The following is a 24,702-nucleotide window of genomic DNA, read 5'->3' as shown; positions in this document are numbered from 1 at the left end:
TCGGCACTAAGTCACAAAGCACATCCTAATATCGATCAGCTCACTTGAACGGAAAAACCCCAGCACAATGGCCGGGGTTTTCGGTATCGCGTTGCTTGCAAGCTGGACACGCTGCTATGAAAACAGGTGCTTATCCGTCCGGAAAGAACTTTTTACGCGGCTTCGCGAAATTGTTCCAAGAACGAGTCAACCCAGGCCACCCCCTGCTTGACGATTTCGCGGGCTGATCGCTCGGACATCCTGGACATTTCGCCGATTCGAACCATCGTCCACTTCGATCCGAAGTAAAGCCACACGAAGTCGCCCATCTGCTGGTTGCGCTTGGTCAGCTTGGCCACCGCCAAATCAATCACCAGAGCATGATCGTCGGTCAAGGAGTACTGGCAACCACCGCCAGCCGCTGCCGCCGTGATCGACGGCGAGACGTAGCGGGGAACTCCCATGCCATCCATGCGCCAACTGCCCCATTGCTCCAGCAGCCACTCGGTATCGCCCAGCGGTTTGTCCATGTAGGTGCGTTTCTTCATGCAGCCCTCCGGGGCGTTGGGTCAGTGTCCAGGCCGAACAGTTCGCGCAGCAGCTTGTCAGCGTATTTGTTCTTGGCGTTGCCTTCGGTGATCCAGCCCTTGGCGAACTGCTCGAACCCCACATTGGCGCGGGCGGCGTGCCAGTCGGCAACGATATCCATCAGGGCTGCCGAAGCGATCCGGCCGTTGTTTTGCTCCAGTAGCATGCGGTTTCCCACCTTGAGGAACTTGCACTCAACAGCGGTCAGGCTCTTGCGCGGCAGCGCCGCAGTAACGTTGCTCATCGCATCATCTCCAAATCCTCATCCACAACCCGCACGCACTCGTCGAACACCTCCTTCGGCACCCGGGCGTTCAGTTCGCGCAGGATGGCCTTGTCGCGGGCCTGCCACGCTGGGCAGTCGCGGCGGGCCTCAATGCGCAGGGACCGCATGTGGACCATCAGGCGCTGGCGGTCCCGGTTGATGTGCTTGAGCGCCGCCTTTGCCCGGTGGTACCAATCAGGGTCGGCGTACTTGCCTTCCGTTACCGCCCTGCCCTTTGCCTGGCCGATCTGGCATTCCAGGCGGATGCCGTCGCGGGCCAGGGTTTCCTCCAGCGCCTCGCACTCGACAAGAGTGGATGGCGGTTCAACTGGCCCGCGCGGGGCATTGCTGGACACCGGGGTATTGCCAGTGGCAACAGGCTGCTCGGCGCCAGCGCGCTTGGTGACGATTACGGACACGACCGAGGTTGCAGGGGTGCGTGCCGGCGGCTTGCAGCCTGGCCACAGATCAGAAAGTTTCATGGTGCTTGCTCCCCTTACGGTGCTTGGAGATATTCACGACGCGGCCCATCTCGACCTCGTCGTCACTTGGCGGACGGCCGCCGAACGGCACAAAGCGAACGTATTGGCCCTGGGCCTGGACAAGGCAGGTGCCAGGCTTGCCGTGGCGGCACTTGCCCACGATCAGCTCGGTGACGCCGTTCTGGCCTTCCTCGCTGTCAGGGTCACGGTGCACAAGGATCACGGCGTCGGCGTCCTGCTCGATCTGGCCAGAGTCGCGGAGGTCGCTCGGGCGTGGTCGCTTGTCGGGGCGGTTTGCAGGCCCGCGGTTCAACTGCGCCAGCACGATCACCGGCACACCGAGCTCCTTGGCCAGGTTCTTGAGGGCGGTGCTGATCTTGCCCACTTCAAGGGCGCGGTTTTGGCCACCCTCGGATACGATCAAAGTCAGGTAATCCACCACCAGCACATCTAGCCCTTCACGCTTCTGGCACTGCCGAGCGATAGAGCGGATGCGAGGCATGGTCATGCCGGCCTGGTCGTTGGCGTACAGCTTGGCGCGATTCAGCAAGCTCACAGCGCTGGTGATCTTCGGCCAGTCGTCATCCTGCAGGGTGTTACCCGCGTCGATGCGCGACAGGTTCACGGCGCCAAGGGAAGCAATGCCCCGCGCGGCCAGTTCTTCCTTGGTCATTTCCAGACTGAACATGAGGCCAGCGTGGCCCAGCGAAACAGTGATGTGCTGGGCGATCTGCTGGCCGAGGATCGTCTTGCCAGACCCGGGCAGGCCGGCCACGACGATCATGTGACCAGGTCGAAGACCGCACAGGATGTTGTCCAGATCTGGTATGCCTGTACTAAGGCCTCGCGAGACAGTGCCGTTGAACCGTGCGTCGATGCCGTCGATCACTGCGGGCAGCACGTCTCCGATGCGGTGATACTCAGGCTCTGCGCTGTCGAGGTTGCGCAGATCTGCGGTGGCCTGCTGCGCCAGCGCAATCACTTCCTCAACGGGCTTGTCGTCGTGGACACTGCCCCGTATCAGCTCAGCCACCTCTACCACGCGGCGCAGCGTGGAGCGCTCCAATACCGTACGCAGATAGGCCTTCCAGTTCGCCGTGCTGGGCGTGTTCTTGGCGATGGTACCGGCGTAGTAGATCGTGCTCTCGCCGCTGGGTAGCGTCGGGTATCGCGATCCAACCGTAACAGGGTCGACCGAGTAGCCGGCGGCGTGAGTATTGCAAATAGACTGATACAGCGCAGCGTTCTCCAGGTCACTGAAGTCCTGGGTGGTCAAATTGCTGGTGATATCGTCATACAGGCTGACATCGAGCATCAGGGCGCCCAGTAGCGCGTGCTCGGCCTCAATGCTGAACAGGTCGCGACTCATGCTGCACCCCGCACTGACTTCCAGCGCAGCACCAGCACTTCACCCCCGTTGTCGCACAGGCGGTCAACCACTCGGTCGCCGATGAACTTGCGCACCTCGGGGAGACTCAGGTTCGAGATCATGATGGTGGGCAGCTTGCGACCATAGCGGCCGTTGATGACTTCGAAGATCACCTGGCGCTCGAAGTCGGTACCGTGCTGGGCGCCTACTTCGTCCACCACCAGCAGGTCGTAGCTGCACAGATCGGCGTAAACCTCAGCTTCGCTCCGGCCCGACTTACCGAACGTCTCCTTGACGCTGCGGATGATATCCGACGCGGTGGTATACAGCGCATTGGCACCGCCAAGGTCATCAGCCTGGATCACAGCCTGGATGATCGCAGAGGCCAAGTGCGTTTTCCCGGTACCCATGGTGCCCAGCAGGATCAGCGAGCGACCCGCTTCCCAGTTCCGATCGAACTTCTCGGCATAGTCTCGGCATCGCGCCAGCACACCAGGCTGCTCGCCCGGGGCGAAGTCAGTGCGGTAGCTGTCGAAGCCCAACCCACGGAACCGCGGTTGCACTTTGCTGGCCATCAGCAACGCGTTGGTCGTCCGGCTATCCAGCAGATCCACAGCCTGCTGGCGCACCTGCGGGTCAGCAGAGTGACGGGCATCAAACTCGCAACGCGGGCACCCAGTCCAGATCGCCGGGCCGGTGAACTGCTCCACCAGCTTGGCGTCGTAGCCGCCGTGATCAGCGCAGATGGTGCGCTGAGTTTTCAGGATGAAGTCGTTCATGGGTACTGCCTCGCAATGCGATAGGAGCCATCGGGCTGGCGCTCAAGGCCTTCCTCGTGGTCGATCTGGTCCAGGTCTAGGTGTGGGGATTGGTGATGCGCGCCGGCATTTGGAAGCTCGTCCTCCCAGCGCTTGCCGTTCAGCCACGTAGCTGCGTGCGGGATGAACTGGCCGCCATCCTTGGTCCAGTCTGAAGACTTGCTCCAGGCAGCCAGGGCGGTACCCATGCGGTTGAACAGTGCGGTGTCCACCTTGAGCTTTTTCCAGGCCTTTTCAGCATTGGCCTTTCCGACCTTGCGCGGGTAGATCTTCCAGAAACGATCGAACTCGACCTGCTCGGGAGCGTCAGCGACCGTTGGTGTTTTCTTTATTGATTGAGTAATAGAATCCTTTATTAAGTAGTTGTCGGTTTGCCCACAGTTCGGTAAACCCACACTTCGGTTAACCGAATATTCGGAAACCTGTAGGTTCGGTTCGTAGTGGACGATGACGCGACGGCCGAGCACCTTGCCGGTCCCCTCCTCGCGCACGACTTCATGGCTTACGAGCCCCAACTCCTTGAGACAGGCCATGGCCTTTGAGTAGCGCTCACGACCGATTGCGAACCTGTCTTGCAGGTGTGAACCAATGACCTTCCAGTCACTGGATCGGGTCTGTAGGTAGGTCCAGATAGCCAGGGCATCGGGATTGATGATCATGGCCACCACATCGTTGCTCAACGAACTGTACGGCGCCTGCTTGGCGTAGAACGTTGTGGGGGTAGCTTTTTCCACGTTCACTGGCTTGCTCACAGCTGCAGCTCCTCACAGACGCGGCGCACGAAGGCGTCGTAGCTCTCGGCCATCTCGAAGCCGTTGTCTTCCATCGCCTGGCGCCCGGCCTTGGCCAGTTCGTAGATCGTCCAGCGCTCGCGCTCTGGAAAGCCCTTGAACTGGGTGTAGGTTGGCCATGGTCCAGTGATGATCGTCGCGCCAGCGCGCTGCGGGAGCGCCTGGGCGGGGCTCGGCCCTTTGTTCATTGAAGAGTCTCCGATGAGGGACCAGAACTACCCGTCACCGGATCAATGTGAACGAGCTTGGCTTCGGCGAAGGGTGAGCCCGGCCCGAACAGCTCAGGCAGATCTTCCTTGGGTGCCGTTCTCAGCCAGTTGGATACAGTGGCAAAGCAAGCCTCGAACAGTGGGCCGCCCTCCCCCCAACGGTCAGAGGCCCGATCTGCGCTGTTTTCCAGGCGTTCGACGTAAATCAGATCCGAGAGGCCGCGATCCAATCCACTGACCTCTATTCCTTGGCGATGAACAGGGTTGACGCTGAGCAGATCAAACAGCGTGTCAAGGCCAATCTTCTCGAAAGCCTCGCCGCGGTCCTGCAGCAGCATATTTCCGATGCCAGTCAGAAGCCCCTCGACCTGATCAAGCTCTTGTCGACGGTGGTCACTAGCGCGCTGCTTGAGCTCAGCGAGCTGCATAGTGGCGCTAGGCATTTCAACCTCAAAGATCCCAGCTTGACGGCTGAATGTCCGGCGCTCGGCCCAAATTTCCTTACGGTGTTGCCCAGCATTGCGAGCTACGTGCTGGATCAAGATGAACTTCACCTTTTCAGAAACATCCGGCTTGGCACAGATCTCCGCCATCTTGCGGACTTTCGCAGCGTTCAGTTTCAGCATGGTTGTTCTCCAGCAGCGCCGAACAGGTCGGCCAGGTCAATTTGGTAAACGGCCGCCCATGCGGCAGCAGGCCAGGAGCGAACCCAGCCGAATCGAGGGTCTTGGACTTTCGGGGCTGCCACGCCGTGGCTGTCACACCACTTCTTGAGCGGGCGGAAACCCTGGCCACCGAAGCTCCGCTGGGCAGCCTTTTCAACTGCCGTCACGGTGGCGTGCTGGCAACCACGACCCAGTTCGTTCTCCAGGTGCATGACTTTGCGTACGGCGGCTGATGCGGTGGCCATAGCCGTGGCTTCGCGTCGAGTGCCGATCTCTGCCTTGGTGGCGATCGCATGGTCACGCTGTTCCAGCGCCAACTGCTCAGAACGCTTGGAGGCCAGCAGGTGTTCCAAGGCCGTGATGTAGTCGGTGGGGAGCGCGGGAGCCGGCGCAGGTGCTGGCCTGAAATACCGCTCCACCAGCTGCTCCTGAACCTCCCATGCCAGGTCGTCGGTAAAGGCCTTCACCAGCATGAGGTAGCCGCGCTCGGTCATCAGGACGCCCTTCGGCGCGTATGGGCTGAAGGTTGCTTCAGGGAGGTCAGTACGAATTTCGTCCCGACCTACTTCGAAGCAATGGCGCCCATCAACAAACCGCCGGCGGTTCTCCGTAAAGTTGCGCTTGGCAGTGCCTTCAGGCCGGCCATGCACCTGATCGATCATTGCCAAGGTGACGACGCGCAGGCCGTGATATTCGACGACGGGCAGCTGCGTTTTGTGGATGGTAACCAGGTTCATTCCACACCTCCCACATCCTTTGCTTCGTGAAAGGCAGCCGCATTGCGGTGCGGCCACAAGAAATTTCTCGTGTCGAAAACGACTCGTTCAAAAAGGCGCTCAAGCTCCCCAGCTACGGGGTTGTCGAAACCTCCGAGCGAAGGCACAACATGGGCCCAGTACAAGGCTTTGATGGCCCGGAAGGCCTCGCGAGCCTCGTTGAACTTCGCGACCTCTTCTGCTGAGAGGGTCACGTCCTGCACCAGGCAGCCTGCAGCTGGGATCACCGTCAGCTCGGTTCGTACTGTCAGCACGCCGCACCTCCCGCGCCACGAACTGGCGAGGCGGCATTCTGTGGCGCGCCTTCCAACTGAGGGTCAACGCCGGCATGAGCCGCATAAACAAGCGCCAGCGCTGATTCAGCGGCATAGAAGACGAGCGTTGCATGGTGGGTGACGGCTGGCTCCTGCATCAGCTCACGCAGGCCGGCCACAACGGCCTCAAGACGATCGGTGGCGGCGCCCAGGGATTCATGAATGGGAATATCGCCAGCAGCCTCAAGCACATCGTGTAGGCCATACGTGGCGAAAGGGCTCGAAAGAGTTTCGGCTTGAGGTCTCATTGCTCACCCCCGCGGCCCGCAGCGGCGGCGACGCTCTTCTCAACCGACCAGACCAGTGCGCTGACGGTCTCTCCGAGGAAGCTAAGCGCCGCCATTCCGTCGCAATACACAAGTTCGCCCATGTTCGCGCTGTCGTGAATGTGGCGGGAGATCTGACTCAGACCTGAAGCAAGCGTGCGGGCCGCGCGCAGCGCATCTTCTGCGTTCGTACCAGCCGCCACGCTGAGCAACTGCACCCCTCGGTTATCGACGGGTGCTTCAAAGAAGCCGATCTCGGCAGTGAGGATGGGTTGCGCCAGTGATGGCGCGGTGGTATTTTTCGGGTGCGACATAGCGCATCTCCTATTTGCATAGCGATGTGTATCCAAGACCTCCTGGCAGAGGTCGGTTAAAGAACCCGCCTGGCAGCGGGTTTTTTGTTGCCCGGAGAAAACTCAGCCGGACAACAAAAACTGGGATGGGGCGTGCTGGCTCATGCTGTGTTCCTTTTTATTGGGCAGGCAAAAGCCAACCATTGGAAGTCCCTGAAGAGGGACTAGCGGGGGCCTTCCTTTTGCACTTCAAATGTGCGTGTTCGGAAGATACCCATTAAACGAGGGCCTCAGGAGGGCCAAATTTCTGCCCGTGATGAATACTGGATGGATTCACAGAGGGTTTGCCCGTCTGAACGGCCAAGGCCAGATGGCGTATCGTTTCATCCAAGGTCGGGCCGCAGTCAGCCTCCCGATCATGCCGGGCAGGGAACAAACGGAACTCGACGGCAGCAAAAGAACCGTCATCTTGCTGCGTGACGTAGACCGTACGTCCAATGCGGATAGCCTTACTCAAGGCACCCTGTGTCATTCCAAGTAGGGATGCGGCGAGTGGCTGCCCGTGACCCTTGGCAAAATCTTTCAGGTTGACCATGGTCATGGCCTGCCTCCAGTTAGTACTTTGCCTGGATAGTACCTTTGGCATTTATTGATAGCAATACCTTTGGCATTTGTGCAGTATTACTAACGGGAATATTATTGGACGATGAAAAAGCCCATCACCCCGGATCGCAAGGAAGAGTGCCTTCGCCTGAAGGCGATCTTCAACGCCAAAAAGAAAGAGCTGCACCTCACACAGGAAAAGCTCGCAGAGCTGCTTGGCATCAACCAAAGCTCGGTCAGCCATTATCTGAATGGCGTCAACCCGCTTAACGCGTCAGTAGCCGCAGCTTTCGCCAAAATTTTGGGGGTGTCCGTTTGGGATTTCAGCCCGCGCCTAGCGGAGGTCATTGAGTCGTTCGCGGCCATGCAGGTGACTGCGACTGCCGAGTCATTCAAGGAGACCTGGTCACGGGCCGCGAAGGTTTTGGACGCGGTACCCCATGAGCAATATGTGCTTATCCCACAGTTCCTTGATGACAATTCTTTCGTGCCTGGGGTGAATGACGAGTACATCGGGCTGACCGAAGGAATGGTATTCAGGAGGGGCTGGGTTCGGAGCATGGGCCTAGCAATTTCGCAACTCCGTATTCTCTACGCGGCCGACGACAGCATGGCGCCTCACATCTGCAAAGATGACGTAATCATGATCGACACATCTGCAAAGCAGCTTTGTGATGGTGAGGTCTTCCTAATCAGGCGACCCGATGGACGGACTAGCGTCCGGAGAACCGCTCAGCTCATCTCAGGTGATTGGGCTTTGCGATCAGATAACCCTGACAAGCAAATGCACCCTGATGAGGTGGTCGGAAACGAAGCTGCTGCAGGCCTCCCAGTGGTTGGGAGAGTCGTGTGGCGAGGCGGAGGCATTAGAGTCAGCAAATCGTGACTTGATCAAAGGCCGCTCGGAAGCGGCCTTTTCTTCATCCGCCGAAAATAATATTACCAAAGGCATTTACAAAATAAATTGCCTTTGGTAATTTTTATTCATCGAGAGCGCATGGAGCATTGCCAAATGACCACCAACACCATCACCGCCAGCGGCTGGACCGGACGCCTCGACATGGGCCTGGCCCCGCGCGAACTGGAAGCCACTTTGCTTGCAGCGGCTGACCTGACCGTGAAGCAGGTTGCCCAGGTGATGGGGATTGCTCCGAAGACCGTCGAGAAACGCCTGGAAGCTGCTCGCCTTAAACTCGGCAGCAAGACGATCCGCGGCCTGGTTCTCGAGGCGTTCAAGCGCCAGATCATCAGCCCCGCCGTCATGGCCCTTATCGCCCTTCTGACCACCCATGCGGTACTCGGTGACGATCAGGCAATGCGGGTTCGCCGTGGCGGCAACAGCGGCGAGCGAAAGATTGAAATCCGTGTAGCAACCCGGCGCGCCGAATGCGCCTTGGCGGTGGCGTGACGCTGCCCGCCTGATCTGATCCAACCCTGATTTTGCGAAAGCCAACAACCGCGGCAGGCCACCGGCTTGCCCTAAAAATGGAGTTTGACCATGTTGATCCTGACCCGTCGTGTAGGCGAAACCATCCGTATCAACAGCGACATCGCTGTCACCGTTCTCGGCGTAAAAGGCATGCAAACCCGGATCGGGGTCGAAGCCCCGGCCGGCGTGCCCGTGCATCGCCAGGAGATCTTCGAGCGCATTCGCGCTCAGGGCGACGGCCTTACCTCCAATGCGCCAAGTTCCGAGGCCGCGCCAGCGGCGGTCGATCCTCGCGACCTGTTCATTGCCGCCAACCCGATCGGCGCCAGCGAGGCTGAACTGGAGAAAGGTCCGGTGAGTGGCTTCGTCGATGACCGCACCCACAGCGACTATCTGATTTTCTTGGCCGGCCTCCAGGCCGCCACCGGGGGTGCGTATGTCGGCTCCTGATCGCATCACCCTGGTGCTGCGCGCACCTGAGGGCGGAAGTCTGGAGCAGGTCTTGCCGTTCGCCCTGCTCGGCGCCCATGTTTCGATCGAACGCGGCCTGGCAGTGATCGCAGGCGCCAGTGAGGGTGATCTGCAGGTGGACGTTGAGCGCCTGGAGGAAGCGCTGAGCGTGGATCAGCACTTGTCCTTGGCTGCGCCGGAAATGGCGAACCTGCTCAAGCAAATCGATGTGAAGGTAGGTGGGTTCATGGCTGTCTCCGGGCACGGAATGACGCCCAGCGAGGAGATGTGGAGCGAGGCGGAGGATGCACTGGCTGAAATTGAGCTGGTGCTCAATCTGTCCCAGGGTAGGCCGCAAGCGCCTTCTCATCTGATAGACGGACCATCGACAGAAGAATTTAAGGCTGAGGAGAAAAAAATCTCACAGCCTCCAACTGATGGCGCCAGATTCAACATCGACGCCCACGTTCGCATGGCTGCTGACGCAAAGCGCTATCGCTTTCTGCGTGACCGCGAGCGCATCAAAGACCCAGACGAAGACCTGCTGGTGGTGCGCGGCGACAACTGGCTATCAGCCGAAGAGCTGGATCAGGAGATTGACACCGCACTGCGCGTGCAGGCCATGCAGCAGCAGGTGGTGCAGGAGCGGCAGCCATGACCCAGGCCGGCCTGCTTCTGCTGCTGTGGGATGCCCTGCAGCAGCGCCAAACCACCTTTGGCCAAGTGCTCGACCTGTCTGCCGCTTGTGGCCTGGATGGGCGCCGGGTGCTGGCTGATCACTTCCGGAGACTGCCATGATCAAGCGCCGATCAATCAACCCCGCCGCCCTCCCCGCCATCGGCCAGCCCTTGGGCGGCGGCTTCTTCGCCGGCCGCCTCTTCTTCGATGGGGCTGAGCACGCAGTCATCGACGCAGGCCGGGAGTTCGAAGTGGCTGGCCACTGGTGGCAGGAGGAAGGCCCGCGCCCACGCATCCGGGGTGCCACGTCGCGTTTCGACGGCCTGGCCAACACCCAGGCCATGGCCGCCGAGGGCAGCGCTATCGCCCGCAAGGTGCTGGGCATGAACATCCGTGGCACCTGGGGCTGGCACATCCCGTCGATCGAGGAGCTGCAGGTGCTGCGCTGCAATCTCTTGCAGTTCCCAGATTGGGGTCACGACGGGTCGTACACAATCAGGGGTGCGGTCCAGGCGTTCGGCCTGAGCGAGTACTGGACCAGCAGCCAGAAGGCGAATGCGGCAACTGCGTGGTGTATGCACATGCTGCCCTGGTGCGTGCCTGATACGAACTGGGTGAGCAAGTGCAAGGGCATCAGGCCGGTGCGCACCTTGCTGATCAGCCAGGAGGCTTTCGTGCACGAGCCATCGACCGACGCGGCCGTGACCAGCGCCGATCTGCGCGGCCTGGCCAACCAGCAGGCGGTAGCCACCGTCCTTGAACGGTTCGTGAACGAGGACACCGGCAAGTTCTACGGGCGTGCCGATGCGCTGGTGGCTGAGTTGGCGGCGCTAGCTGCATCTGGCGTGACAGTTCAGCGTGACGACGAAAGCCTGACGCGTCAGGCGTCGAATCACATTGTCGATTGAGGCTCAGCCATGGCTAAAGTTATAGCTCAGATCACCGCCAGCCTACCCAGGCTAATGGAGGTGGGCGAATATAGGAAACTGCGCTACGCCGGCGGAAAGCCGAGCTTGCAGCAGCTCAAGAAATGGATTGATGACGGGGAACTGGCGGGTGAAGTCCGTGGCGGCATGTACTTCGTCGACCTTCAGTCCGCCGTGATCGGCTCGAACGACCCGCTATTGGCTCAGATGCTGGATATTTGAAATGGCACCACGACCGCGCAGCCTGAAGAACAAGACGCTTCCGCCCAACCTGTACGCCAACGGGAAGTATTGGCGGTACAAGAACCCGATCACGGGGAAGATGACCAGCATCAATAAGCCCTATGACGAGGCGGTGCGCCTGGCCAAAGCCGCCAACGCCAAGCTGGCGTTCCTGATGACCGACAACGGCGAGATGCTGGCGACCATCACCGGGGACCGCCTGCCCACTATCGGCGCCCTGATTGATCGCTTCGAAACCGAATGGCTGCCCGAGCGCGGCTATGCGCGTTCGTCTCTGGACGAGATCGGCTACAAGCTCAAGCGGTACCGGACGGACATCGGACAAATGCTGGTGGGACAGTTCGACGTGTTGGCGGCAGCGGAATACCTGGACCAGTTCAGCAACAATGCCTACACGAAGCACCGCGCCCTGTTGGTCAGCCTGCTGACCTTCGCTATCGCCAAGGGCATGGCGGAGCGCAACGCCGCCGACATGACCCTGCTGAAGAAGGAAGCCAAGAAGAAGCGCCAGCGCCACACGCTGGAGGGCGTACGGAAGATCCTCGACGCCGATACAACTCCGGGGTGGCTAAAACGCGCCATTCGATTGGGCCTGACCAGCCTGCAGCGCCGTGAAGACATCGTGACCTGGAAGAAGTCGGCAGTTGACCTGATCAAGAACACCATCAAGGTATCCCCAGGTAAGACCGACAACTACGACACGCCGATCCACCTGCAGATCATCATGGGCAAGGCACTACGCGAGACAGTGAACGAGTGCTTTCGGTCCCCAATTATTTCTCCCCTCCTGATCCATTATCGCCCGAAGGCGCGCCGTCAGGACCAGATCGAGGCGAAGGAGCACTGGACGGCGGTTACCCCGGACTACCTGTCCAAGAGCTTCAGGAAGGCCAGGGACGCTGCGAAGGCCTACGATCACCTAGACTTCGATGAGCGCCCAACTTTCCATGAGATCCGGGCCCTGGGCGCCTGGCTTTACGAGCAGCAAAAATTTTCAACCGAATACGTCCAGTTGCTGATGGGGCACGCCACTGCCGAGATGACAGAACGCTATCAAGACGGGCACGAACCGAAGGGCATTCAGTACGTCGAAGTGAAGGCTGACCTGGCCATCTGACAGGCGGTAAAGCTCACAAAGACCAGATAGAGGTGGGTGGTTTTGCAAAAATTTTGCAAAAGTTTTGCAAAAGCAAAAAGGGCGACCCTCTCGGATCGCCCTTCAAGTGCCCGAAAACCGGGGCTTTTGTTTGGTAGGCACAATTGGACTCGAACCAACGACCCCCACCATGTCAAGGTGGTGCTCTAACCAACTGAGCTATGTGCCTGTCGTGTGGTGCGCATTCTACGCATTAGAAAAACCATGTCAACACTTTTTTTCGAGCTAACCTACTGAATCTTAAACTCTTTATATAGAGAGGCGCCGGCGGGTCCGCCGTAAAGGATTTTCACCAGACGACTAGCGGGTGTTTATTATTATTGATAGCATCGGTACATTCGTTAAAAATATAAAACACGAGGTTCCTGCAGCATGGCTAACACCCCCTACCCCCAGTCCTACTACGCCGCCTCGGCCAACCCGGTGCCGCCACGTCCGGCGCTGCAGGGTGAGGTGGAAACTGATGTGTGCATCATCGGCGCCGGCTACACCGGCCTTTCCAGCGCCCTGTTCCTGCTGGAGAACGGCTTCAAGGTGAGCATCGTCGAAGCGGCCAAGGTCGGCTTCGGCGCATCGGGCCGCAACGGCGGCCAGATCGTCAACAGCTACAGCCGCGACATCGACGTCATCGAACGCACCGTCGGTCCCAAGGAAGCGCAACTGCTGGGCCACATGGCCTTCGAAGGCGGGCGCATCATTCGTGAGCGCGTGGCCAAGTACAACATCCAGTGCGACCTGAAAGACGGTGGCGTGTTCGCCGCCATCACCAGCAAGCAGATGGGTCACCTGGAGTCGCAAAAGCGCCTGTGGGAACGCTTCGGTCACAACCAGCTCGAGCTGATGGACCAGAAGCGCATCCGTGAAGTGGTCGCGTGCGACAGCTATATCGGCGGCATGCTGGACATGAGCGGCGGCCACATCCACCCGTTGAACCTGGCCCTGGGTGAAGCTGCTGCGGTCGAGTCGCTGGGCGGCATCATCTATGAGCAAACCCCGGCAATCCGCATCGAGCGCGGTGCCAGCCCGGTCGTGCACACCCCACAAGGCAAGGTGCGCGCCAAGTTCATCATCGTCGCCGGCAACGCCTACCTGGGCAACCTGGTGCCGGAACTGGCCGCCAAGTCCATGCCATGCGGCACCCAGGTGATCACCACCGAACCGCTGGGCGAAGAGCTGGCGCGCACCCTGCTGCCGCAGGACTACTGCGTCGAGGACTGCAACTACCTGCTCGACTACTACCGCCTGACCAGCGACAAGCGCCTGATCTTCGGCGGTGGCGTGGTGTACGGCGCGCGTGATCCGGCCAACATCGAGGCGATCATTCGTCCGAAGATGATCAAGGCCTTCCCGCAGCTAAAGAACGTGAAAATCGACTACGCCTGGACCGGCAACTTCCTGCTGACCCTGTCGCGCCTGCCGCAGGTTGGCCGTATCGGCGACAACATCTACTACTCGCAGGGGTGCTCGGGCCACGGCGTGACCTACACCCACTTGGCGGGCAAAGTGCTGGCCGAGGCCCTGCGCGGCCAGGCTGAGCGTTTCGACGCCTTCGCCGGCCTGCCGCACTACCCGTTCCCGGGTGGCCAGATGCTGCGTGTGCCGTTCAGCGCCATTGGCGCCTGGTACTACAGCCTGCGTGATCGCCTAGGCTTCTGATGTAAGCAGGCCTGGCCTATCGCCGGCAAGCCAGCTCCCACAGGTACCGCACAGGCGTCGAACCCAGTGCGCTACCTGTGGGAGCTGGCACCGCTATTTGTTCAGGCTGCTGATAGCCTGCTTCGCCGCAATTTCCTGCCCCGCCCGCGCCAGATCATCCGCAGCCTGTAACCACCGCTGGCGGTCCACCTGGGCCGGCAACTGCCGCGGTGGCTGCACCAGCACCGCCCAACTCCCCTGCTTCGCCCACGCCGATGCAAAGTCATCGAACGCCATCACCTGCCGCCGGTGCATGCCCGAGCGCAGCAGTACACGCTGCTTGTAGCGGTCATAGCCGATCAGCACCGCATAACGTGGCTCACCCCACCAGGCCGAACCCTCCTCGTAACGCAGCAACACCGGGTTGCCCGCCGCCACCTGGGCCAGCAGTGCGTCCAGTTGTTTGTCCAACGGGTACACCACCATGCCATAGTCCCGCGCCACGCGAGGGATGCCAGTGTCCAGCGCTTCGGCGCCCTGTGGCAGGTTCAACGGTTTGTCCAGCAGGCCCGGGGTGATGGGTGCGCCCTGTTGCGACAGCACCGCTGCCAGCGCCATGGCACCGCTGTGGTTGGCGTTGCCGCGGTAGAACGGCACGCTGCTGATCTCGACCCGCTGCGGCAGGCCTTTGAGGTTGGCAGGCGGTGCGCTGGCACAGCCGGCCAAGGTGGCCGCCATCAGACAGGCGACCAACAGCCGCCGTGGGGCAGCTTTGATGGAATGTTGCTGCATGGACACTCGCTTGTTCCAACGCCAGGCAGGCAGCGCCCGGCTCTGGCCACCGATCATAGGTCCGACAGCGGCGCGGGTATAGTCCGACAGCGGCTTGGAGCGAATCGGACTCAGAGATAGACCTTTGTTCGATGGAACGTCACAGGCGAAGGGCTAGACTAAAGCAGTGTCTGGAAGGCAGCGCTGGCCAATCGAGCGCTTGCCGTAGAGATGGAGGCACAGATGAGCCTGACCATGGCAATTTTCATGCTGGTAGGCATGTGGCTAAGCGTTGCAGCCGCCATGCTGTGGGGCGTACTGCGCATCGTGCGGCGCCATTCCCACCACCACCTGCCACCGCAGGCCCCTGCCAAGCCGCAACCTGTGCGCCGGGCACGGCGGCCAGCCGGGGTGCATTAAAACTTCAGAAAACGCGAACGGGGCGCAATGCGCCCCGCCTTTTGCATCAACCTTCTTTACATCAACCTTCAGCCGCCTCACGCTTCAATCGCGCCCGGCGAGCAAAAATGTTGAGCATCTCGATCACGGTCGAGAACGCCATGGCCGCATACACATACCCCTTCGGTACATGAGCGCCAAAACCTTCGGCGATCAGCGTCATGCCGATCATGATCAGGAAGCCCAAGGCCAGCATGACCACCGTCGGGTTGTCATTGATGAAGTTGGCCAGCGGGTCGGCGGCCACCATCATGACGATGACTGCCGTGATCACGGCAATGATCATGATCGGCAAGTGCTCGGTCATGCCCACGGCGGTGATGATGCTGTCAACCGAGAAGACGATGTCCAGCAGCAGGATCTGGAAGATTGCCGCTGCAAAGCCCAAGGTAACTGTCGAGCCGACCTTGGCTTCTTCCTTGGCGCCATGCGGGTCGACGCTTTCGTGGATTTCCTTGGTCGCCTTCCACAGCAGGAACAGGCCACCGGCAATCAGGATCATGTCCTTCCAGGAGAAGGCGTTACCGAACACTTCGAACACCGGGTCGGTCAGCTGTACGATCCAGGCCACGGTACTGAGCAAGGCCAGGCGCATGACCAAGGCCATGCTGATACCGATACGCCGTGCCTTGGAGCGGTACTCCACCGGCAGTTTGTTGGTCAGGATGGAGATGAAGATCAGGTTGTCGATGCCCAGCACAACTTCCATGGCCACCAATGTAGCCAGGGCAACCCAGGCGGTAGGGCTAGCGGCGAGTTCCAGCAAGTATTCCATTGTTCAAATCCTGCAGCGGCGGTTTAGGGTCAGATTTCCTGGGTGTCTTTTTTCTTGTCGGCATCTTCAGGCTTTTGCCCTTCGCCGCCGATGGCCTCGTTCAACGCCTGCTGAGCGGCCTTGTTGGTGTCGTCAATGGCCTGCTTGGCCGACTGTGCGGCCTGGTCGAGCATCTGCTGGGCGGATTTCTCAGCCTGGTCGCAGCCTGCCAGGGTAAACAGGGCCAAAGCCAGCACCAATGGGGTACCGATGGATTTGAGTTGGAGCATGGTGTCCTCGCTTGAAATGTCCCGTCGGCGCATGGCGCCTGATGCGGTGCATTCTAAAGACGCTGATAGTTCAGGAAAATTCGTATTTTCATGGCGTATACTTCGGTTTTTACGAATCGGGACGACCGACGGTGCTTAACTATCGCCAGCTGCATTACTTCTGGGCCGTGGCCAAGACGGGCAGCATTACCCGCGCCAGCGAACAACTGAACCTTACACCGCAGACCATCAGCGGGCAGATCAGCCTGTTCGAGCAAACCTACGGCCTTGAATTGTTCCAGCGCGCCGGCCGGCAGCTGGAGCTGACCGAGACCGGCCGCCAGGCGCTGGTATATGCAGAGCAGATGTTCCAGATTGGCGGCGAGCTGGAAGCCATGCTGCGCGCAGGCCCGCAGGAGCAGATCCTGTTCCGCGTGGGGGTGGCCGACGTGGTGCCCAAATCCATCGTCTACCGCCTGCTGGCACCGACCATGGAGCTGGATGAAGTGCTGCGCATCAACTGCCGCGAAGACAAACTTGAGCGGTTGCTGGCCGACCTGGCCATCCAGCGCCTGGACCTGGTGATTTCCGACAGCCCCATGCCCAGCAACCTGGACATCAAGGGCTATAGCCAGAAGCTGGGCGAGTGCGGGCTGAGCTTCTTCGCTACCCCGGCGTTGGCACAGTGCCTGGACGGCCCCTTCCCCGCCTGCCTGCAGGATGCGCCGTTGCTGGTGCCCGGCCAGGAAACCGTGGTGCGTAGCCGCTTGCTGCGGTGGCTAAGTGAGCAACAGGTGCAGCCACGCATCGTCGGCGAGTTCGATGACAGTGCCCTGATGCAAGCGTTCGGCCAGTCGGGCAGCGGCATATTCGTCGCCCCCAGCGTGATCGCCGAAGAAGTGTGCCGCCAGTATGGCGTGACGCTGATCGGCCAGACCGAGGCCGTGCACGAATCGTTCTATGCCATTTCGGTGGAGCGCAAGGTCAAGCACCCGGGGATCGTGGCGATTACCGAGGGGGCGCGGCGGGAGTTGTTTCATTGGTGATTGTGGCGGCCTGTTCGCAGGTTTACCCGCGAACAGGCCGTAACAGCCCCACAAGTACTCTATGGTAAAGTCGCGCCCTTTCCAGATTCCGAGATACCGCTGCACATGACCCCCCTTCTCCGCCTCCTCAACCGCACCAGCCTGGTGACGCAGATCGTCATCGGCCTGCTCGCCGGCATCGCCCTTGCCCTGCTCGCGCCGGCCATCGCCCGCGACATGGCCTTTCTCGGCAAGGTGTTCGTCAGCGCCCTGAAAGCCGTGGCGCCCGTACTGGTGTTCGTCCTGGTCATGGCGTCTATCGCCAACCACCGCCACGGCCAGGAAACCCATATCCGCCCGATCCTCTGGCTGTACCTGCTGGGCACCTTCGCCGCAGCGGTGGTGGCTGTAGTTGCCAGCATGCTGTTCCCGTCCAATCTGGTGCTGAGCACTGGCGAGGCAACGTTGAGCGCGCCGGGCGGCATCACCGAGGTGATGCAAAACCTGCTGCTGAGCGCGGTCGACAACCCGATCAATGCCCTGCTCAACGCCAACTTCATCGGCGTGCTGACCTGGGCAATCGGCCTGGGCGTGGCCCTGCGCCATGCTGGCGAAACCACCCGTACCGTGGTCGAAGACTTGTCCAATGGCGTGACCCTGATCGTGCGCGTGGTCATCCGCTTCGCCCCGCTGGGCATTTTTGGCCTGGTCAGCTCCACGCTTGCCCAGTCGGGCCTTGACGCACTGCTCGGCTACCTGCACCTGCTGGCTGTGCTGATCGGCTGCATGCTGTTCGTGGCGCTGGTGATGAACCCGCTGATCGTGTTCTGGAAGATTCGCCGCAACCCCTACCCGCTAACCCTGCTGTGCCTGCGCGAAAGCGGTATTACCGCGTTCTTCACCCGCAGCTCGGCGGCCAACATCCCGGTCAACCTGGCACTGTCGGAGCGCCTTGGCCTGCATGAAGACACCTATTCGGTGTCGATCCCGCTGGGCGCAACCATCAACATGGCCGGTGCAGCAATCACCATTACCGTGCTGACCCTGGCTGCGGTGCATACCCTGGGTATCCCGGTTGACCTGCCGACGGCCGTGCTGCTCAGCGTGGTGGCGGCGGTGTGCGCCTGCGGCGCCTCGGGTGTGGCCGGCGGCTCGCTGCTGCTGATTCCGCTGGCGTGCAGCCTGTTTGGCATCCCCAGTGAAATTGCCATGCAGGTGGTGGCGGTGGGCTTCATTATTGGCGTGTTGCAGGATTCGGCCGAGACAGCGCTCAATTCATCGACCGACGTGCTGTTCACAGCGGCAGCTTGCCAAGCCGAAGAGCGGCGTAACGCTTGAGGAACAAGGGGCCGCTGTGCGGCCCCTCGCAGGCAAGCCTACCAGCGTTGATGTCAGTGATTGCTTAAGCCAGGCGCATTACCTAGGCTAGTGGCCTTTCCCCAGTAATGAGACAGGGCCATGTCAGAACACGAAACCGCAGGTGAAGGCCGCTTCAACAGCGTTGAGATCCGCATTCTCGGTTCGCTGATCGAAAAGCAGGCCACCAGCCCGGAAAGCTACCCGCTGACCCTTAATGCCCTGGTCCTGGCCTGCAACCAGAAGACCAGCCGCGAGCCGGTGATGAACCTTACTCAAGGCCAGGTCGGGCAGGCGCTTCGCGCCCTTGAAGGGCAGGACATGACCCGCCTGCAGATGGGCAGCCGTGCCGACCGCTGGGAACAACGGGTGGACAAGGCAATGGAGCTGGTGCCAGCGCAGCTGATACTGATGGGCCTGATGTTCCTGCGTGGCCCGCAAACCCTCAACGAACTGCTTACCCGCAGCAACCGCCTGCACGACTTCGACGACACCGAGCAGATACAGCACCAACTGGAGCGCCTGATCTCGCGCGGTCTGGCATTGCACCTGCCACGCCAGGCCGGCCAGCGTGAAGACCGCTACACCCACGCCCTGGGCGACCCGGCTGAAATCGAAGTAATCCTCGCTGCACGCCAGCAGGAAGGTGGCGCGCGCAGCAGTGGCGGCAGTGTCTCGGAAGACCGCATCGAAGCCCTTGAAGCCCGCATCGCGGCGCTGGAGGCGCGCTTGGCCGAGCTGGAAGGCTGAGCCTTTACGGCTCGCGGTCGGGGAAGTTGCGGCAGCTCTTGCGTTCGGCCAGCTCCCGGTCACTGGGGCGCTGGTCGACGAACACGGTGCGGCCGTCGGCGTAGATTTCCAGGTAGCCCCAGTGCAGGTCCTGCTCTTGCTGACCGGGCTTTGGGGGGACTAACCACCAGGGTTCGCGGCTGATCAGGGTCATGGGTGTGATTCCTGAGGGGATCTGCACTAATCATAGACACCCTCAGCCTTCGAAGGCCCTATCGCCGGCAAGCCAGCTCCCACAGGTGCACCACAGTTTCGAATTCTGTGATCACCTGTGGGAGCTGGCTTGCCGGCGACAGGGCCAGCGCAGGCTTATGCCGGAGCCGAAGTACGGATCAGGTGATCGAAGGCTGCCAGCGAAGCCTTGGCCCCTTCACCCACAGCAATCACGATCTGCTTGTACGGCACGGTAGTCACGTCACCGGCGGCAAACACGCCCGGGATGCTGGTCTGGCCCTTGGCATCGACGATGATCTCGCCACGCGGCGACAGCTCGACGGTGCCCTTCAGCCAATCAGTGTTCGGCAGCAGGCCGATCTGCACGAAGATGCCTTCCAGCGCCACGTCGTGTTGTTCATCCGTAGTGCGATCCTTGTAGCGCAGGCCGCTCACTTTCTCACCATTGCCCAGCACCTCGGTGGTCAGCGCGCTGGTGATCACTTTCACGTTCGGCAGGCTGTGCAGCTTGCGTTGCAACACCGCATCGGCACGCAGCTGGCTGTCGAATTCGATCAGCGTCACCTGGGCAACGATACCGGCCAGGTCGATCGCCGCTTCCACGCCTGAGTTACCGCCGCCAATCACCGCCACGCGCTTGCCTTTGAACAGCGGGCCGTCACAGTGCGGGCAGTAGGCCACGCCACGGCCGCGGTACTCCTGCTCGCCCGGTACATTCATTTCGCGCCAGCGGGCACCGGTGGCCAGGATCACGGTCTTGGCCTTGAGCGAGGCACCGCCGGCCAGTCGTACTTCATGCAGGCCGCCATCGATGGCCGGAATCAGCGTTTCGCCGCGCTGCAGGTTCATGATGTCCACGTCGTATTGCTTGACGTGTTCTTCCAGTGCCGTGGCCAGCTTCGGCCCTTCGGTTTCCTGCACCGAGATGAAGTTTTCGATGGCCAGGGTATCGAGCACCTGGCCGCCGAAACGCTCGGCGGCGACACCGGTGCGGATGCCTTTACGTGCCGCATAGATGGCCGCTGCAGCGCCGGCTGGGCCACCGCCGACCACCAGTACATCGAAAGCGTCCTTGGCATTGATCTTCTCGGCCTGGCGAGCGCCGGCATTGGTGTCGATCTTGCCAAGAATTTCTTCCAGGCCCATGCGGCCCTGGCCAAACACCTCGCCGTTCAGGTACACGCTTGGCACCGCCATGATCTTGCGCGATTCCACTTCGTCCTGGAACAGCGCACCGTCGATGGCCACATGGCGCACATTAGGGTTGAGCACTGCCATCAGGTTCAGCGCCTGGACCACGTCCGGGCAGTTCTGGCACGACAGCGAGAAGTAGGTTTCGAAGGTGAACTCGCCTTCCAGCGCCTGGATCTGCTCGATCACTTCGGCACTGGCCTTGGACGGGTGGCCGCCGACTTGCAGCAGCGCCAGCACCAGCGAAGTGAATTCGTGGCCCATGGGTATGCCGGCGAAGCGCAGGCTGATATCGCTACCCGGGCGGTTCAGCGAGAACGACGGGCGACGGGCATCGGTACCGTCCGCGCTGAAGGTAATGAGGTTCGACAAACCGGCAATTTCCACCAGCAGGTCGTGCAATTCGCGGGACTTCGCGCCGTCGTCGAGGGAGGCTACGATCTCGATCGGCTGGGTGACCCGCTCCAGGTAGGTTTTCAGTTGCGATTTAAGCGTGGCGTCCAACATACGGGCGATTCCTTTTTTTCAAAACTCGGATACAAAAACGCCCAGGCGATGTCGCCCGGGCGTTTGACGGGGCGGTAACAACTTCAGCTTTGGCGGCTGAGTACCGCCCGCGACTGGCTCACAGCCTTAGATCTTGCCAACCAGGTCCAGGGACGGGGCGAGAGTCGCTTCGCCTTCTTTCCACTTGGCCGGGCACACTTCGCCCGGGTGGGCGGCCACGTACTGGGCAGCCTTCACTTTACGCAGCAGTTCGGCAGCATCGCGGCCTACACCACCGTCGTTCAGTTCGACGATCTTGATCTGGCCTTCCGGGTTGATCACGAAGGTACCGCGATCGGCCAGGCCGGCTTCTTCGATCAGCACGTCGAAGTTGCGCGAAATGACGTGGGTCGGGTCACCGATCAGCGGGTATTGGATCTTGCCGATGGTGTCCGAGGTGTCGTGCCAGGCTTTGTGGGTGAAGTGGGTGTCGGTGGACACGCCGTAGATTTCCACACCCAGTTTCTGGAACTCGGGGTAGTTGTCGGCAAGGTCACCCAGTTCGGTCGGGCAGACGAAGGTGAAATCGGCCGGGTAGAAGAACACGACAGACCACTTGCCTTTCAGGTCGGCTTCGCTGACCTGGACGAACTCGCCCTTGTGGTAGGCGGTGGCGTTGAACGGTTTGACTTGGCTGTTGATGATTGGCATGAGAGACGCTCCTTCATGGGGTTGGAATCAGTTGATGGATAGAATCCTAACTAATCATCCCGCTGAAGGCTCATTGGCAAAGCTCATGCTTGCGATTGGTTTTGGCTATAACCGGGGTTAATTAATAGAAGGGAATGGGCTGAGCAAAGGATTGCGCTGCATTCATTGGCCCCATCGCCGGCAAGCCAGCGCCCACAGGTACAGCGCAGGCCCATGGACTTGTGCAATATCTGTGGGCGCTGGCTTGCCGGCGATGAGGCCAGTGGCGTTAACGAGTGACTGTACGCATGGTCACGAACTCTTCGGCGGCCGTCGGGTGCACGCCAATGGTTTCGTCGAACTGCTGCTTGGTCGCACCGGCCTTCAGGGCAATGCCCAGGCCCTGGATGATCTCGCCGGCGTCAGGGCCAACCATGTGGCACCCCAGCACCTTGTCGGTCTCGGCATCGACCACCAATTTCATCAGGGTCTTTTCCTGAATGTCGGTCAGGGTCAGCTTCATGGCGCGGAAGCGGCTTTCGAACACCTGCACCTTGTGCCCGGCCTCCAGCGCCTGCTCCTCGGTCAGGCCGACAGTACCGATAGGCGGCTGGCTGAACACCGCCGTCGGGATGTTCTGGTAGTCCACCGGGCGGTACTGCTCCGGCTTGAACAGGCGCCGCGCCACGGCCATGCCTTCGGCCAGGGCCACCGGGGTAAGCTGCACACGGCCGATCACATCGCCAATGGCCAGGATCGAAGGCGCAGTCGTCTGGTACTGCTCGTCGATACGAATGTAACCACGCGCATCCAGCTCGACGCCGGTGTTTTCCAGGCCCAGGTTGTCCAGCATCGGGCGCCGCCCTGTGGCGTAGAACACACAGTCTGCAACCAGCTCGCGGCCATCCTTGAGGGTGGCCTTGAGGCTGCCATCTTCAAGCTTGTCGATACGCTGGATATCGGCATTGAACTGCAGGTCGAGGCCGCGCTTTTCCAGTTCTTCCTTCAGGTGTGTGCGCACCGAGCCATCGAAGCCGCGCAGGAACAGGTCGCCACGGTACAGCAGCGTGGTGTCGGCCCCCAGGCCCTGGAAGATGCCAGCGAACTCGACGGCGATATAACCTCCGCCCACCACCAGCACCCGACGTGGCAGGTCTTTGAGGTAGAAGGCTTCGTTGGAGGTGATCGCCAGTTCCTTGCCCGGGATGTCCGGGATCTGCGGCCAGCCACCGGTAGCGATGAGGATGTGCTCGGCGGTGTAGCGTTGGCCTTCCACTTCCACTTCATTGGCGCCGGTCAGGCGTGCGTGGCCTTGCAGCAGGGTGACGCCGCTGTTGACCAGCAGGTTGCGGTAGATGCCGTTGAGGCGCTCGATCTCGCGGTTCTTGTTGGCAATCAGGGTGCCCCAGTCGAAGTGCCCTTCTTCCAGGGACCAACCGTAACCTGCGGCCTGCTCCAGTTCATCCGCGACATGCGCGCCGTACACCAGCAGTTTTTTCGGCACGCAGCCGACGTTGACGCAGGTGCCACCCAGGTAGCGGCTTTCGGCCACTGCCACTTTTGCGCCGAAGCCCGCGGCAAAGCGCGCTGCGCGCACACCGCCGGACCCGGCACCAATCACGAACAGATCAAAATCGTAGGCCATGTATTCAGTCTCCTAGGCAGGCGCACAGCATAACGCCGTTGGCCACCGCAAACAAAAAAGCCACCCCGAAGGGTGGCTCTCGTACCAGCTGGGCTAATCAGTAAGCCTTGCCAGCCTTGTAGAAGTTCTCGAAGCAGAAGTTGGTCGCCTCGATGTAGCCTTCGGCACCACCGCAGTCGAAACGCTTGCCCTTGAACTTGTAGGCAATCACGTTACCTTCGGCCGCTTGCTTCATCAGCGCGTCGGTGATCTGGATCTCGCCACCCTTGCCCGGCTCGGTCTGCTCGATCTTCTCGAAGATATCCGGGGTCAGGATGTAGCGGCCGATGATGGCCAGGTTCGACGGCGCATCTTCAGGCTTGGGCTTCTCGACCATCGAGTCCACACGGAAGATACCGTCACGGATCTCCTCGCCGGCAATGACACCATATTTGTTGGTTTCCTGCGGGTCGACTTCCTGGATCGCGACGATCGAGCAGCGGTATTGCTTGAACAGCTTGACCATCTGCGCCAGCACACCGTCACCGTCAAGGTTGACGCACAGGTCGTCCGCCAGCACCACTGCAAACGGCTCGTCGCCAATCAGCGGGCGGCCGGTGAGAATCGCGTGGCCCAGGCCTTTCATTTCGGTCTGGCGGGTGTAGGAGAACGAGCACTCGTCGAGCAGGCGACGGATACCCACCAGGTATTTTTCCTTGTCGGTGCCCTTGATCTGGTTTTCCAGCTCGTAGCTGATGTCGAAGTGGTCTTCCAGGGCGCGCTTGCCGCGACCGGTCACGATGGAGATTTCGTTCAGACCGGCGTCCAATGCTTCTTCAACGCCATACTGGATCAGTGGCTTGTTGACCACCGGCAGCATTTCCTTGGGCATGGCTTTGGTAGCGGGCAGGAAGCGAGTGCCGTAGCCGGCCGCCGGGAACAAGCATTTTTTGATCATATACGTCCTTAACAAAGGCTAGGCCTGTAGAATTCGGCGCAGTCTAATCAGGCGGCACTTACCTTACAATGCCCCTGATAGCGACCGATGCCATCATAGAGATAACCCAGTGTAGATAGTTCCGGGGGATCGTAAATATTACCGTCATACATGACGGGCGGATGACAGCAAAATCAGGGTGCCTGTACCGGCCCTTTCGCGGGTAAACCCGCTCCCACAGG

33 protein-coding genes, 1 tRNA gene and 1 pseudogene are annotated in these 24,702 nt (G+C 60.7%); 13 read left to right on the top strand and 22 right to left on the bottom strand.

Translation table 11 applies throughout. The features are described from left to right. Positions 1-152 precede the first annotated feature (152 nt). The 13 genes from ACN6NG_RS09170 to ACN6NG_RS09110 form a co-directional block, all read right to left on the bottom strand. Entirely contained in the window at positions 153-527 is a 375-nt protein-coding gene (locus ACN6NG_RS09170) for an antiterminator Q family protein (protein ID WP_474313611.1), read from the bottom strand. Then, positions 524-811, bottom strand: a complete 288-nt coding sequence (locus ACN6NG_RS09165) for a hypothetical protein (RefSeq protein WP_474313609.1) — start codon at positions 809-811, stop codon at positions 524-526. Before ACN6NG_RS09165 ends, ACN6NG_RS09170 begins: the two co-directional genes overlap by 4 nt. Next, a complete protein-coding gene (locus ACN6NG_RS09160; protein ID WP_474313607.1) occupies positions 808-1,314 on the bottom strand; it encodes a hypothetical protein in 507 nt (168 codons plus the stop codon). The genes ACN6NG_RS09165 and ACN6NG_RS09160 overlap by 4 nt, the downstream gene beginning before the upstream one ends. Next, positions 1,301-2,683 (bottom strand): replicative DNA helicase, encoded by a 1,383-nt coding sequence (locus tag ACN6NG_RS09155; protein WP_474313605.1) that lies wholly within the window; start codon positions 2,681-2,683, stop codon positions 1,301-1,303. Before ACN6NG_RS09155 ends, ACN6NG_RS09160 begins: the two co-directional genes overlap by 14 nt. Continuing rightward, on the bottom strand, positions 2,680-3,462 hold the full coding sequence (locus ACN6NG_RS09150) for an ATP-binding protein (RefSeq protein ID WP_474313603.1): 783 nt from the start codon (positions 3,460-3,462) through the stop codon (positions 2,680-2,682). The genes ACN6NG_RS09155 and ACN6NG_RS09150 overlap by 4 nt, the downstream gene beginning before the upstream one ends. Beyond that, complete coding sequence (locus tag ACN6NG_RS09145) at positions 3,459-4,253, bottom strand: hypothetical protein (protein WP_474313601.1); 795 nt, start codon at positions 4,251-4,253, stop codon at positions 3,459-3,461. Before ACN6NG_RS09145 ends, ACN6NG_RS09150 begins: the two co-directional genes overlap by 4 nt. Further along, entirely contained in the window at positions 4,250-4,480 is a 231-nt protein-coding gene (locus ACN6NG_RS09140) for a hypothetical protein (RefSeq protein ID WP_474313599.1), read from the bottom strand. Before ACN6NG_RS09140 ends, ACN6NG_RS09145 begins: the two co-directional genes overlap by 4 nt. Then, the gene (locus ACN6NG_RS09135; RefSeq protein WP_474313597.1) at positions 4,477-5,127 is read right to left on the bottom strand and encodes a hypothetical protein; all 651 of its coding nucleotides are present in this window, start codon (positions 5,125-5,127) and stop codon (positions 4,477-4,479) included. The genes ACN6NG_RS09140 and ACN6NG_RS09135 overlap by 4 nt, the downstream gene beginning before the upstream one ends. Then, positions 5,121-5,903, bottom strand: a complete 783-nt coding sequence (locus tag ACN6NG_RS09130; RefSeq protein ID WP_474313595.1) for an ORF6N domain-containing protein — start codon at positions 5,901-5,903, stop codon at positions 5,121-5,123. The genes ACN6NG_RS09135 and ACN6NG_RS09130 overlap by 7 nt, the downstream gene beginning before the upstream one ends. After that, entirely contained in the window at positions 5,900-6,196 is a 297-nt protein-coding gene (locus ACN6NG_RS09125) for a hypothetical protein (RefSeq protein ID WP_474313594.1), read from the bottom strand. Before ACN6NG_RS09125 ends, ACN6NG_RS09130 begins: the two co-directional genes overlap by 4 nt. Beyond that, the gene (locus ACN6NG_RS09120; RefSeq protein WP_474313592.1) at positions 6,190-6,504 is read right to left on the bottom strand and encodes a hypothetical protein; all 315 of its coding nucleotides are present in this window, start codon (positions 6,502-6,504) and stop codon (positions 6,190-6,192) included. The genes ACN6NG_RS09125 and ACN6NG_RS09120 overlap by 7 nt, the downstream gene beginning before the upstream one ends. Further along, on the bottom strand, positions 6,501-6,836 hold the full coding sequence (locus ACN6NG_RS09115) for a hypothetical protein (RefSeq protein ID WP_474313591.1): 336 nt from the start codon (positions 6,834-6,836) through the stop codon (positions 6,501-6,503). Before ACN6NG_RS09115 ends, ACN6NG_RS09120 begins: the two co-directional genes overlap by 4 nt. 256 nt (positions 6,837-7,092) lie before the next feature. Next, positions 7,093-7,416 (bottom strand): Cro/CI family transcriptional regulator, encoded by a 324-nt coding sequence (locus ACN6NG_RS09110; RefSeq protein ID WP_474313588.1) that lies wholly within the window; start codon positions 7,414-7,416, stop codon positions 7,093-7,095. A gap of 105 nt (positions 7,417-7,521) precedes the next feature. On the opposite strand from ACN6NG_RS09110, the gene ACN6NG_RS09105 reads away from it, so the two are divergent. The 8 genes and pseudogenes from ACN6NG_RS09105 (at position 7,522) to ACN6NG_RS09070 (ending at position 12,261) form a co-directional block, all read left to right on the top strand. Beyond that, positions 7,522-8,304 (top strand): LexA family transcriptional regulator, encoded by a 783-nt coding sequence (locus ACN6NG_RS09105; RefSeq protein WP_474313586.1) that lies wholly within the window; start codon positions 7,522-7,524, stop codon positions 8,302-8,304. Between the two features lie 126 nt (positions 8,305-8,430). Further along, on the top strand, positions 8,431-8,826 hold the full coding sequence (locus tag ACN6NG_RS09100; protein WP_474313584.1) for a LuxR C-terminal-related transcriptional regulator: 396 nt from the start codon (positions 8,431-8,433) through the stop codon (positions 8,824-8,826). A gap of 90 nt (positions 8,827-8,916) precedes the next feature. Beyond that, positions 8,917-9,075 (top strand): annotated as a pseudogene (csrA, locus tag ACN6NG_RS09095) (carbon storage regulator CsrA); the annotation flags it as partial. A gap of 208 nt (positions 9,076-9,283) precedes the next feature. Then, a complete protein-coding gene (locus ACN6NG_RS09090; RefSeq protein ID WP_474313583.1) occupies positions 9,284-9,955 on the top strand; it encodes a hypothetical protein in 672 nt (223 codons plus the stop codon). Next, positions 9,952-10,095 (top strand): hypothetical protein, encoded by a 144-nt coding sequence (locus tag ACN6NG_RS09085; protein WP_177411265.1) that lies wholly within the window; start codon positions 9,952-9,954, stop codon positions 10,093-10,095. The genes ACN6NG_RS09090 and ACN6NG_RS09085 overlap by 4 nt, the downstream gene beginning before the upstream one ends. Beyond that, on the top strand, positions 10,092-10,883 hold the full coding sequence (locus ACN6NG_RS09080) for a hypothetical protein (protein WP_474313581.1): 792 nt from the start codon (positions 10,092-10,094) through the stop codon (positions 10,881-10,883). Before ACN6NG_RS09085 ends, ACN6NG_RS09080 begins: the two co-directional genes overlap by 4 nt. 9 nt (positions 10,884-10,892) lie before the next feature. Beyond that, entirely contained in the window at positions 10,893-11,123 is a 231-nt protein-coding gene (locus ACN6NG_RS09075; RefSeq protein WP_274148395.1) for a hypothetical protein, read from the top strand. Position 11,124: 1 nt separating this feature from the next. Next, a complete protein-coding gene (locus ACN6NG_RS09070) occupies positions 11,125-12,261 on the top strand; it encodes a tyrosine-type recombinase/integrase (RefSeq protein ID WP_474313577.1) in 1,137 nt (378 codons plus the stop codon). Between the two features lie 131 nt (positions 12,262-12,392). Here the strand turns inward: ACN6NG_RS09070 and ACN6NG_RS09065 are convergent. Further along, positions 12,393-12,469, bottom strand: a tRNA-Val gene (locus ACN6NG_RS09065). Between the two features lie 203 nt (positions 12,470-12,672). Here ACN6NG_RS09065 and ACN6NG_RS09060 point away from each other — a divergent pair. After that, positions 12,673-13,956 carry an NAD(P)/FAD-dependent oxidoreductase gene (locus ACN6NG_RS09060; RefSeq protein WP_353456123.1) on the top strand — a complete coding sequence of 428 codons (1,284 nt, stop codon included), beginning with the start codon at positions 12,673-12,675 and terminating at the stop codon, positions 13,954-13,956. Between the two features lie 93 nt (positions 13,957-14,049). Here the strand turns inward: ACN6NG_RS09060 and ACN6NG_RS09055 are convergent, their stop codons facing one another. Next, on the bottom strand, positions 14,050-14,784 hold the full coding sequence (locus ACN6NG_RS09055) for a peptidase C39 family protein (protein WP_016498972.1): 735 nt from the start codon (positions 14,782-14,784) through the stop codon (positions 14,050-14,052). Between the two features lie 165 nt (positions 14,785-14,949). Here ACN6NG_RS09055 and ACN6NG_RS09050 point away from each other — a divergent pair, with 165 nt between their 5' ends. Next, on the top strand, positions 14,950-15,126 hold the full coding sequence (locus ACN6NG_RS09050; RefSeq protein ID WP_016498971.1) for a hypothetical protein: 177 nt from the start codon (positions 14,950-14,952) through the stop codon (positions 15,124-15,126). A 61-nt stretch (positions 15,127-15,187) separates the two neighbouring features. On the opposite strand, the gene ACN6NG_RS09045 is transcribed toward ACN6NG_RS09050, so the two are convergent. Both ACN6NG_RS09045 and ACN6NG_RS09040 read right to left on the bottom strand, forming a co-directional pair. Beyond that, the gene (locus ACN6NG_RS09045; RefSeq protein ID WP_019473607.1) at positions 15,188-15,940 is read right to left on the bottom strand and encodes a TerC family protein; all 753 of its coding nucleotides are present in this window, start codon (positions 15,938-15,940) and stop codon (positions 15,188-15,190) included. 29 nt (positions 15,941-15,969) lie between these two features. Beyond that, the gene (locus ACN6NG_RS09040; RefSeq protein ID WP_019473606.1) at positions 15,970-16,209 is read right to left on the bottom strand and encodes a hypothetical protein; all 240 of its coding nucleotides are present in this window, start codon (positions 16,207-16,209) and stop codon (positions 15,970-15,972) included. 131 nt (positions 16,210-16,340) lie between these two features. Here ACN6NG_RS09040 and nhaR point away from each other — a divergent pair, with 131 nt between their 5' ends. From nhaR to ACN6NG_RS09025, 3 genes are all read left to right on the top strand, one after another. Further along, positions 16,341-17,234, top strand: a complete 894-nt coding sequence (gene nhaR, locus ACN6NG_RS09035; protein ID WP_474313575.1) for a transcriptional activator NhaR — start codon at positions 16,341-16,343, stop codon at positions 17,232-17,234. Between the two features lie 105 nt (positions 17,235-17,339). Further along, positions 17,340-18,551: a serine/threonine transporter SstT gene (sstT, locus tag ACN6NG_RS09030; RefSeq protein WP_063425590.1), complete on the top strand. Its 1,212-nt coding sequence runs from the start codon at positions 17,340-17,342 to the stop codon at positions 18,549-18,551. Positions 18,552-18,671: 120 nt separating this feature from the next. Beyond that, positions 18,672-19,319 carry a YceH family protein gene (locus ACN6NG_RS09025; RefSeq protein ID WP_474313573.1) on the top strand — a complete coding sequence of 216 codons (648 nt, stop codon included), beginning with the start codon at positions 18,672-18,674 and terminating at the stop codon, positions 19,317-19,319. Between the two features lie 4 nt (positions 19,320-19,323). Here ACN6NG_RS09025 and ACN6NG_RS09020 read toward each other — a convergent pair whose 3' ends face one another. The 5 genes from ACN6NG_RS09020 to galU all read right to left on the bottom strand — a co-directional run bounded on the left by ACN6NG_RS09020 (position 19,324) and on the right by galU (position 24,481). Continuing rightward, positions 19,324-19,512 (bottom strand): hypothetical protein, encoded by a 189-nt coding sequence (locus ACN6NG_RS09020; protein ID WP_016498965.1) that lies wholly within the window; start codon positions 19,510-19,512, stop codon positions 19,324-19,326. Positions 19,513-19,667: 155 nt separating this feature from the next. Continuing rightward, positions 19,668-21,230, bottom strand: coding sequence for an alkyl hydroperoxide reductase subunit F (gene ahpF / locus ACN6NG_RS09015; protein WP_474313570.1), 1,563 nt, complete (start codon positions 21,228-21,230; stop codon positions 19,668-19,670). A gap of 126 nt (positions 21,231-21,356) precedes the next feature. After that, positions 21,357-21,920, bottom strand: coding sequence for an alkyl hydroperoxide reductase subunit C (gene ahpC, locus ACN6NG_RS09010; RefSeq protein WP_474313567.1), 564 nt, complete (start codon positions 21,918-21,920; stop codon positions 21,357-21,359). Between the two features lie 268 nt (positions 21,921-22,188). Further along, positions 22,189-23,544, bottom strand: a complete 1,356-nt coding sequence (gene gorA, locus ACN6NG_RS09005; protein ID WP_474313564.1) for a glutathione-disulfide reductase — start codon at positions 23,542-23,544, stop codon at positions 22,189-22,191. A 97-nt stretch (positions 23,545-23,641) separates the two neighbouring features. Beyond that, complete coding sequence (gene galU / locus ACN6NG_RS09000) at positions 23,642-24,481, bottom strand: UTP--glucose-1-phosphate uridylyltransferase GalU (RefSeq protein WP_016487927.1); 840 nt, start codon at positions 24,479-24,481, stop codon at positions 23,642-23,644. Positions 24,482-24,702 lie beyond the last annotated feature (221 nt).

The sequence above is a fragment of the Pseudomonas sp. TSO6 genome (assembly GCF_056098905.1).
Note: the sequence above shows the minus strand (reverse complement) of the source record. Positions and strands in the feature narration are given on the sequence as shown.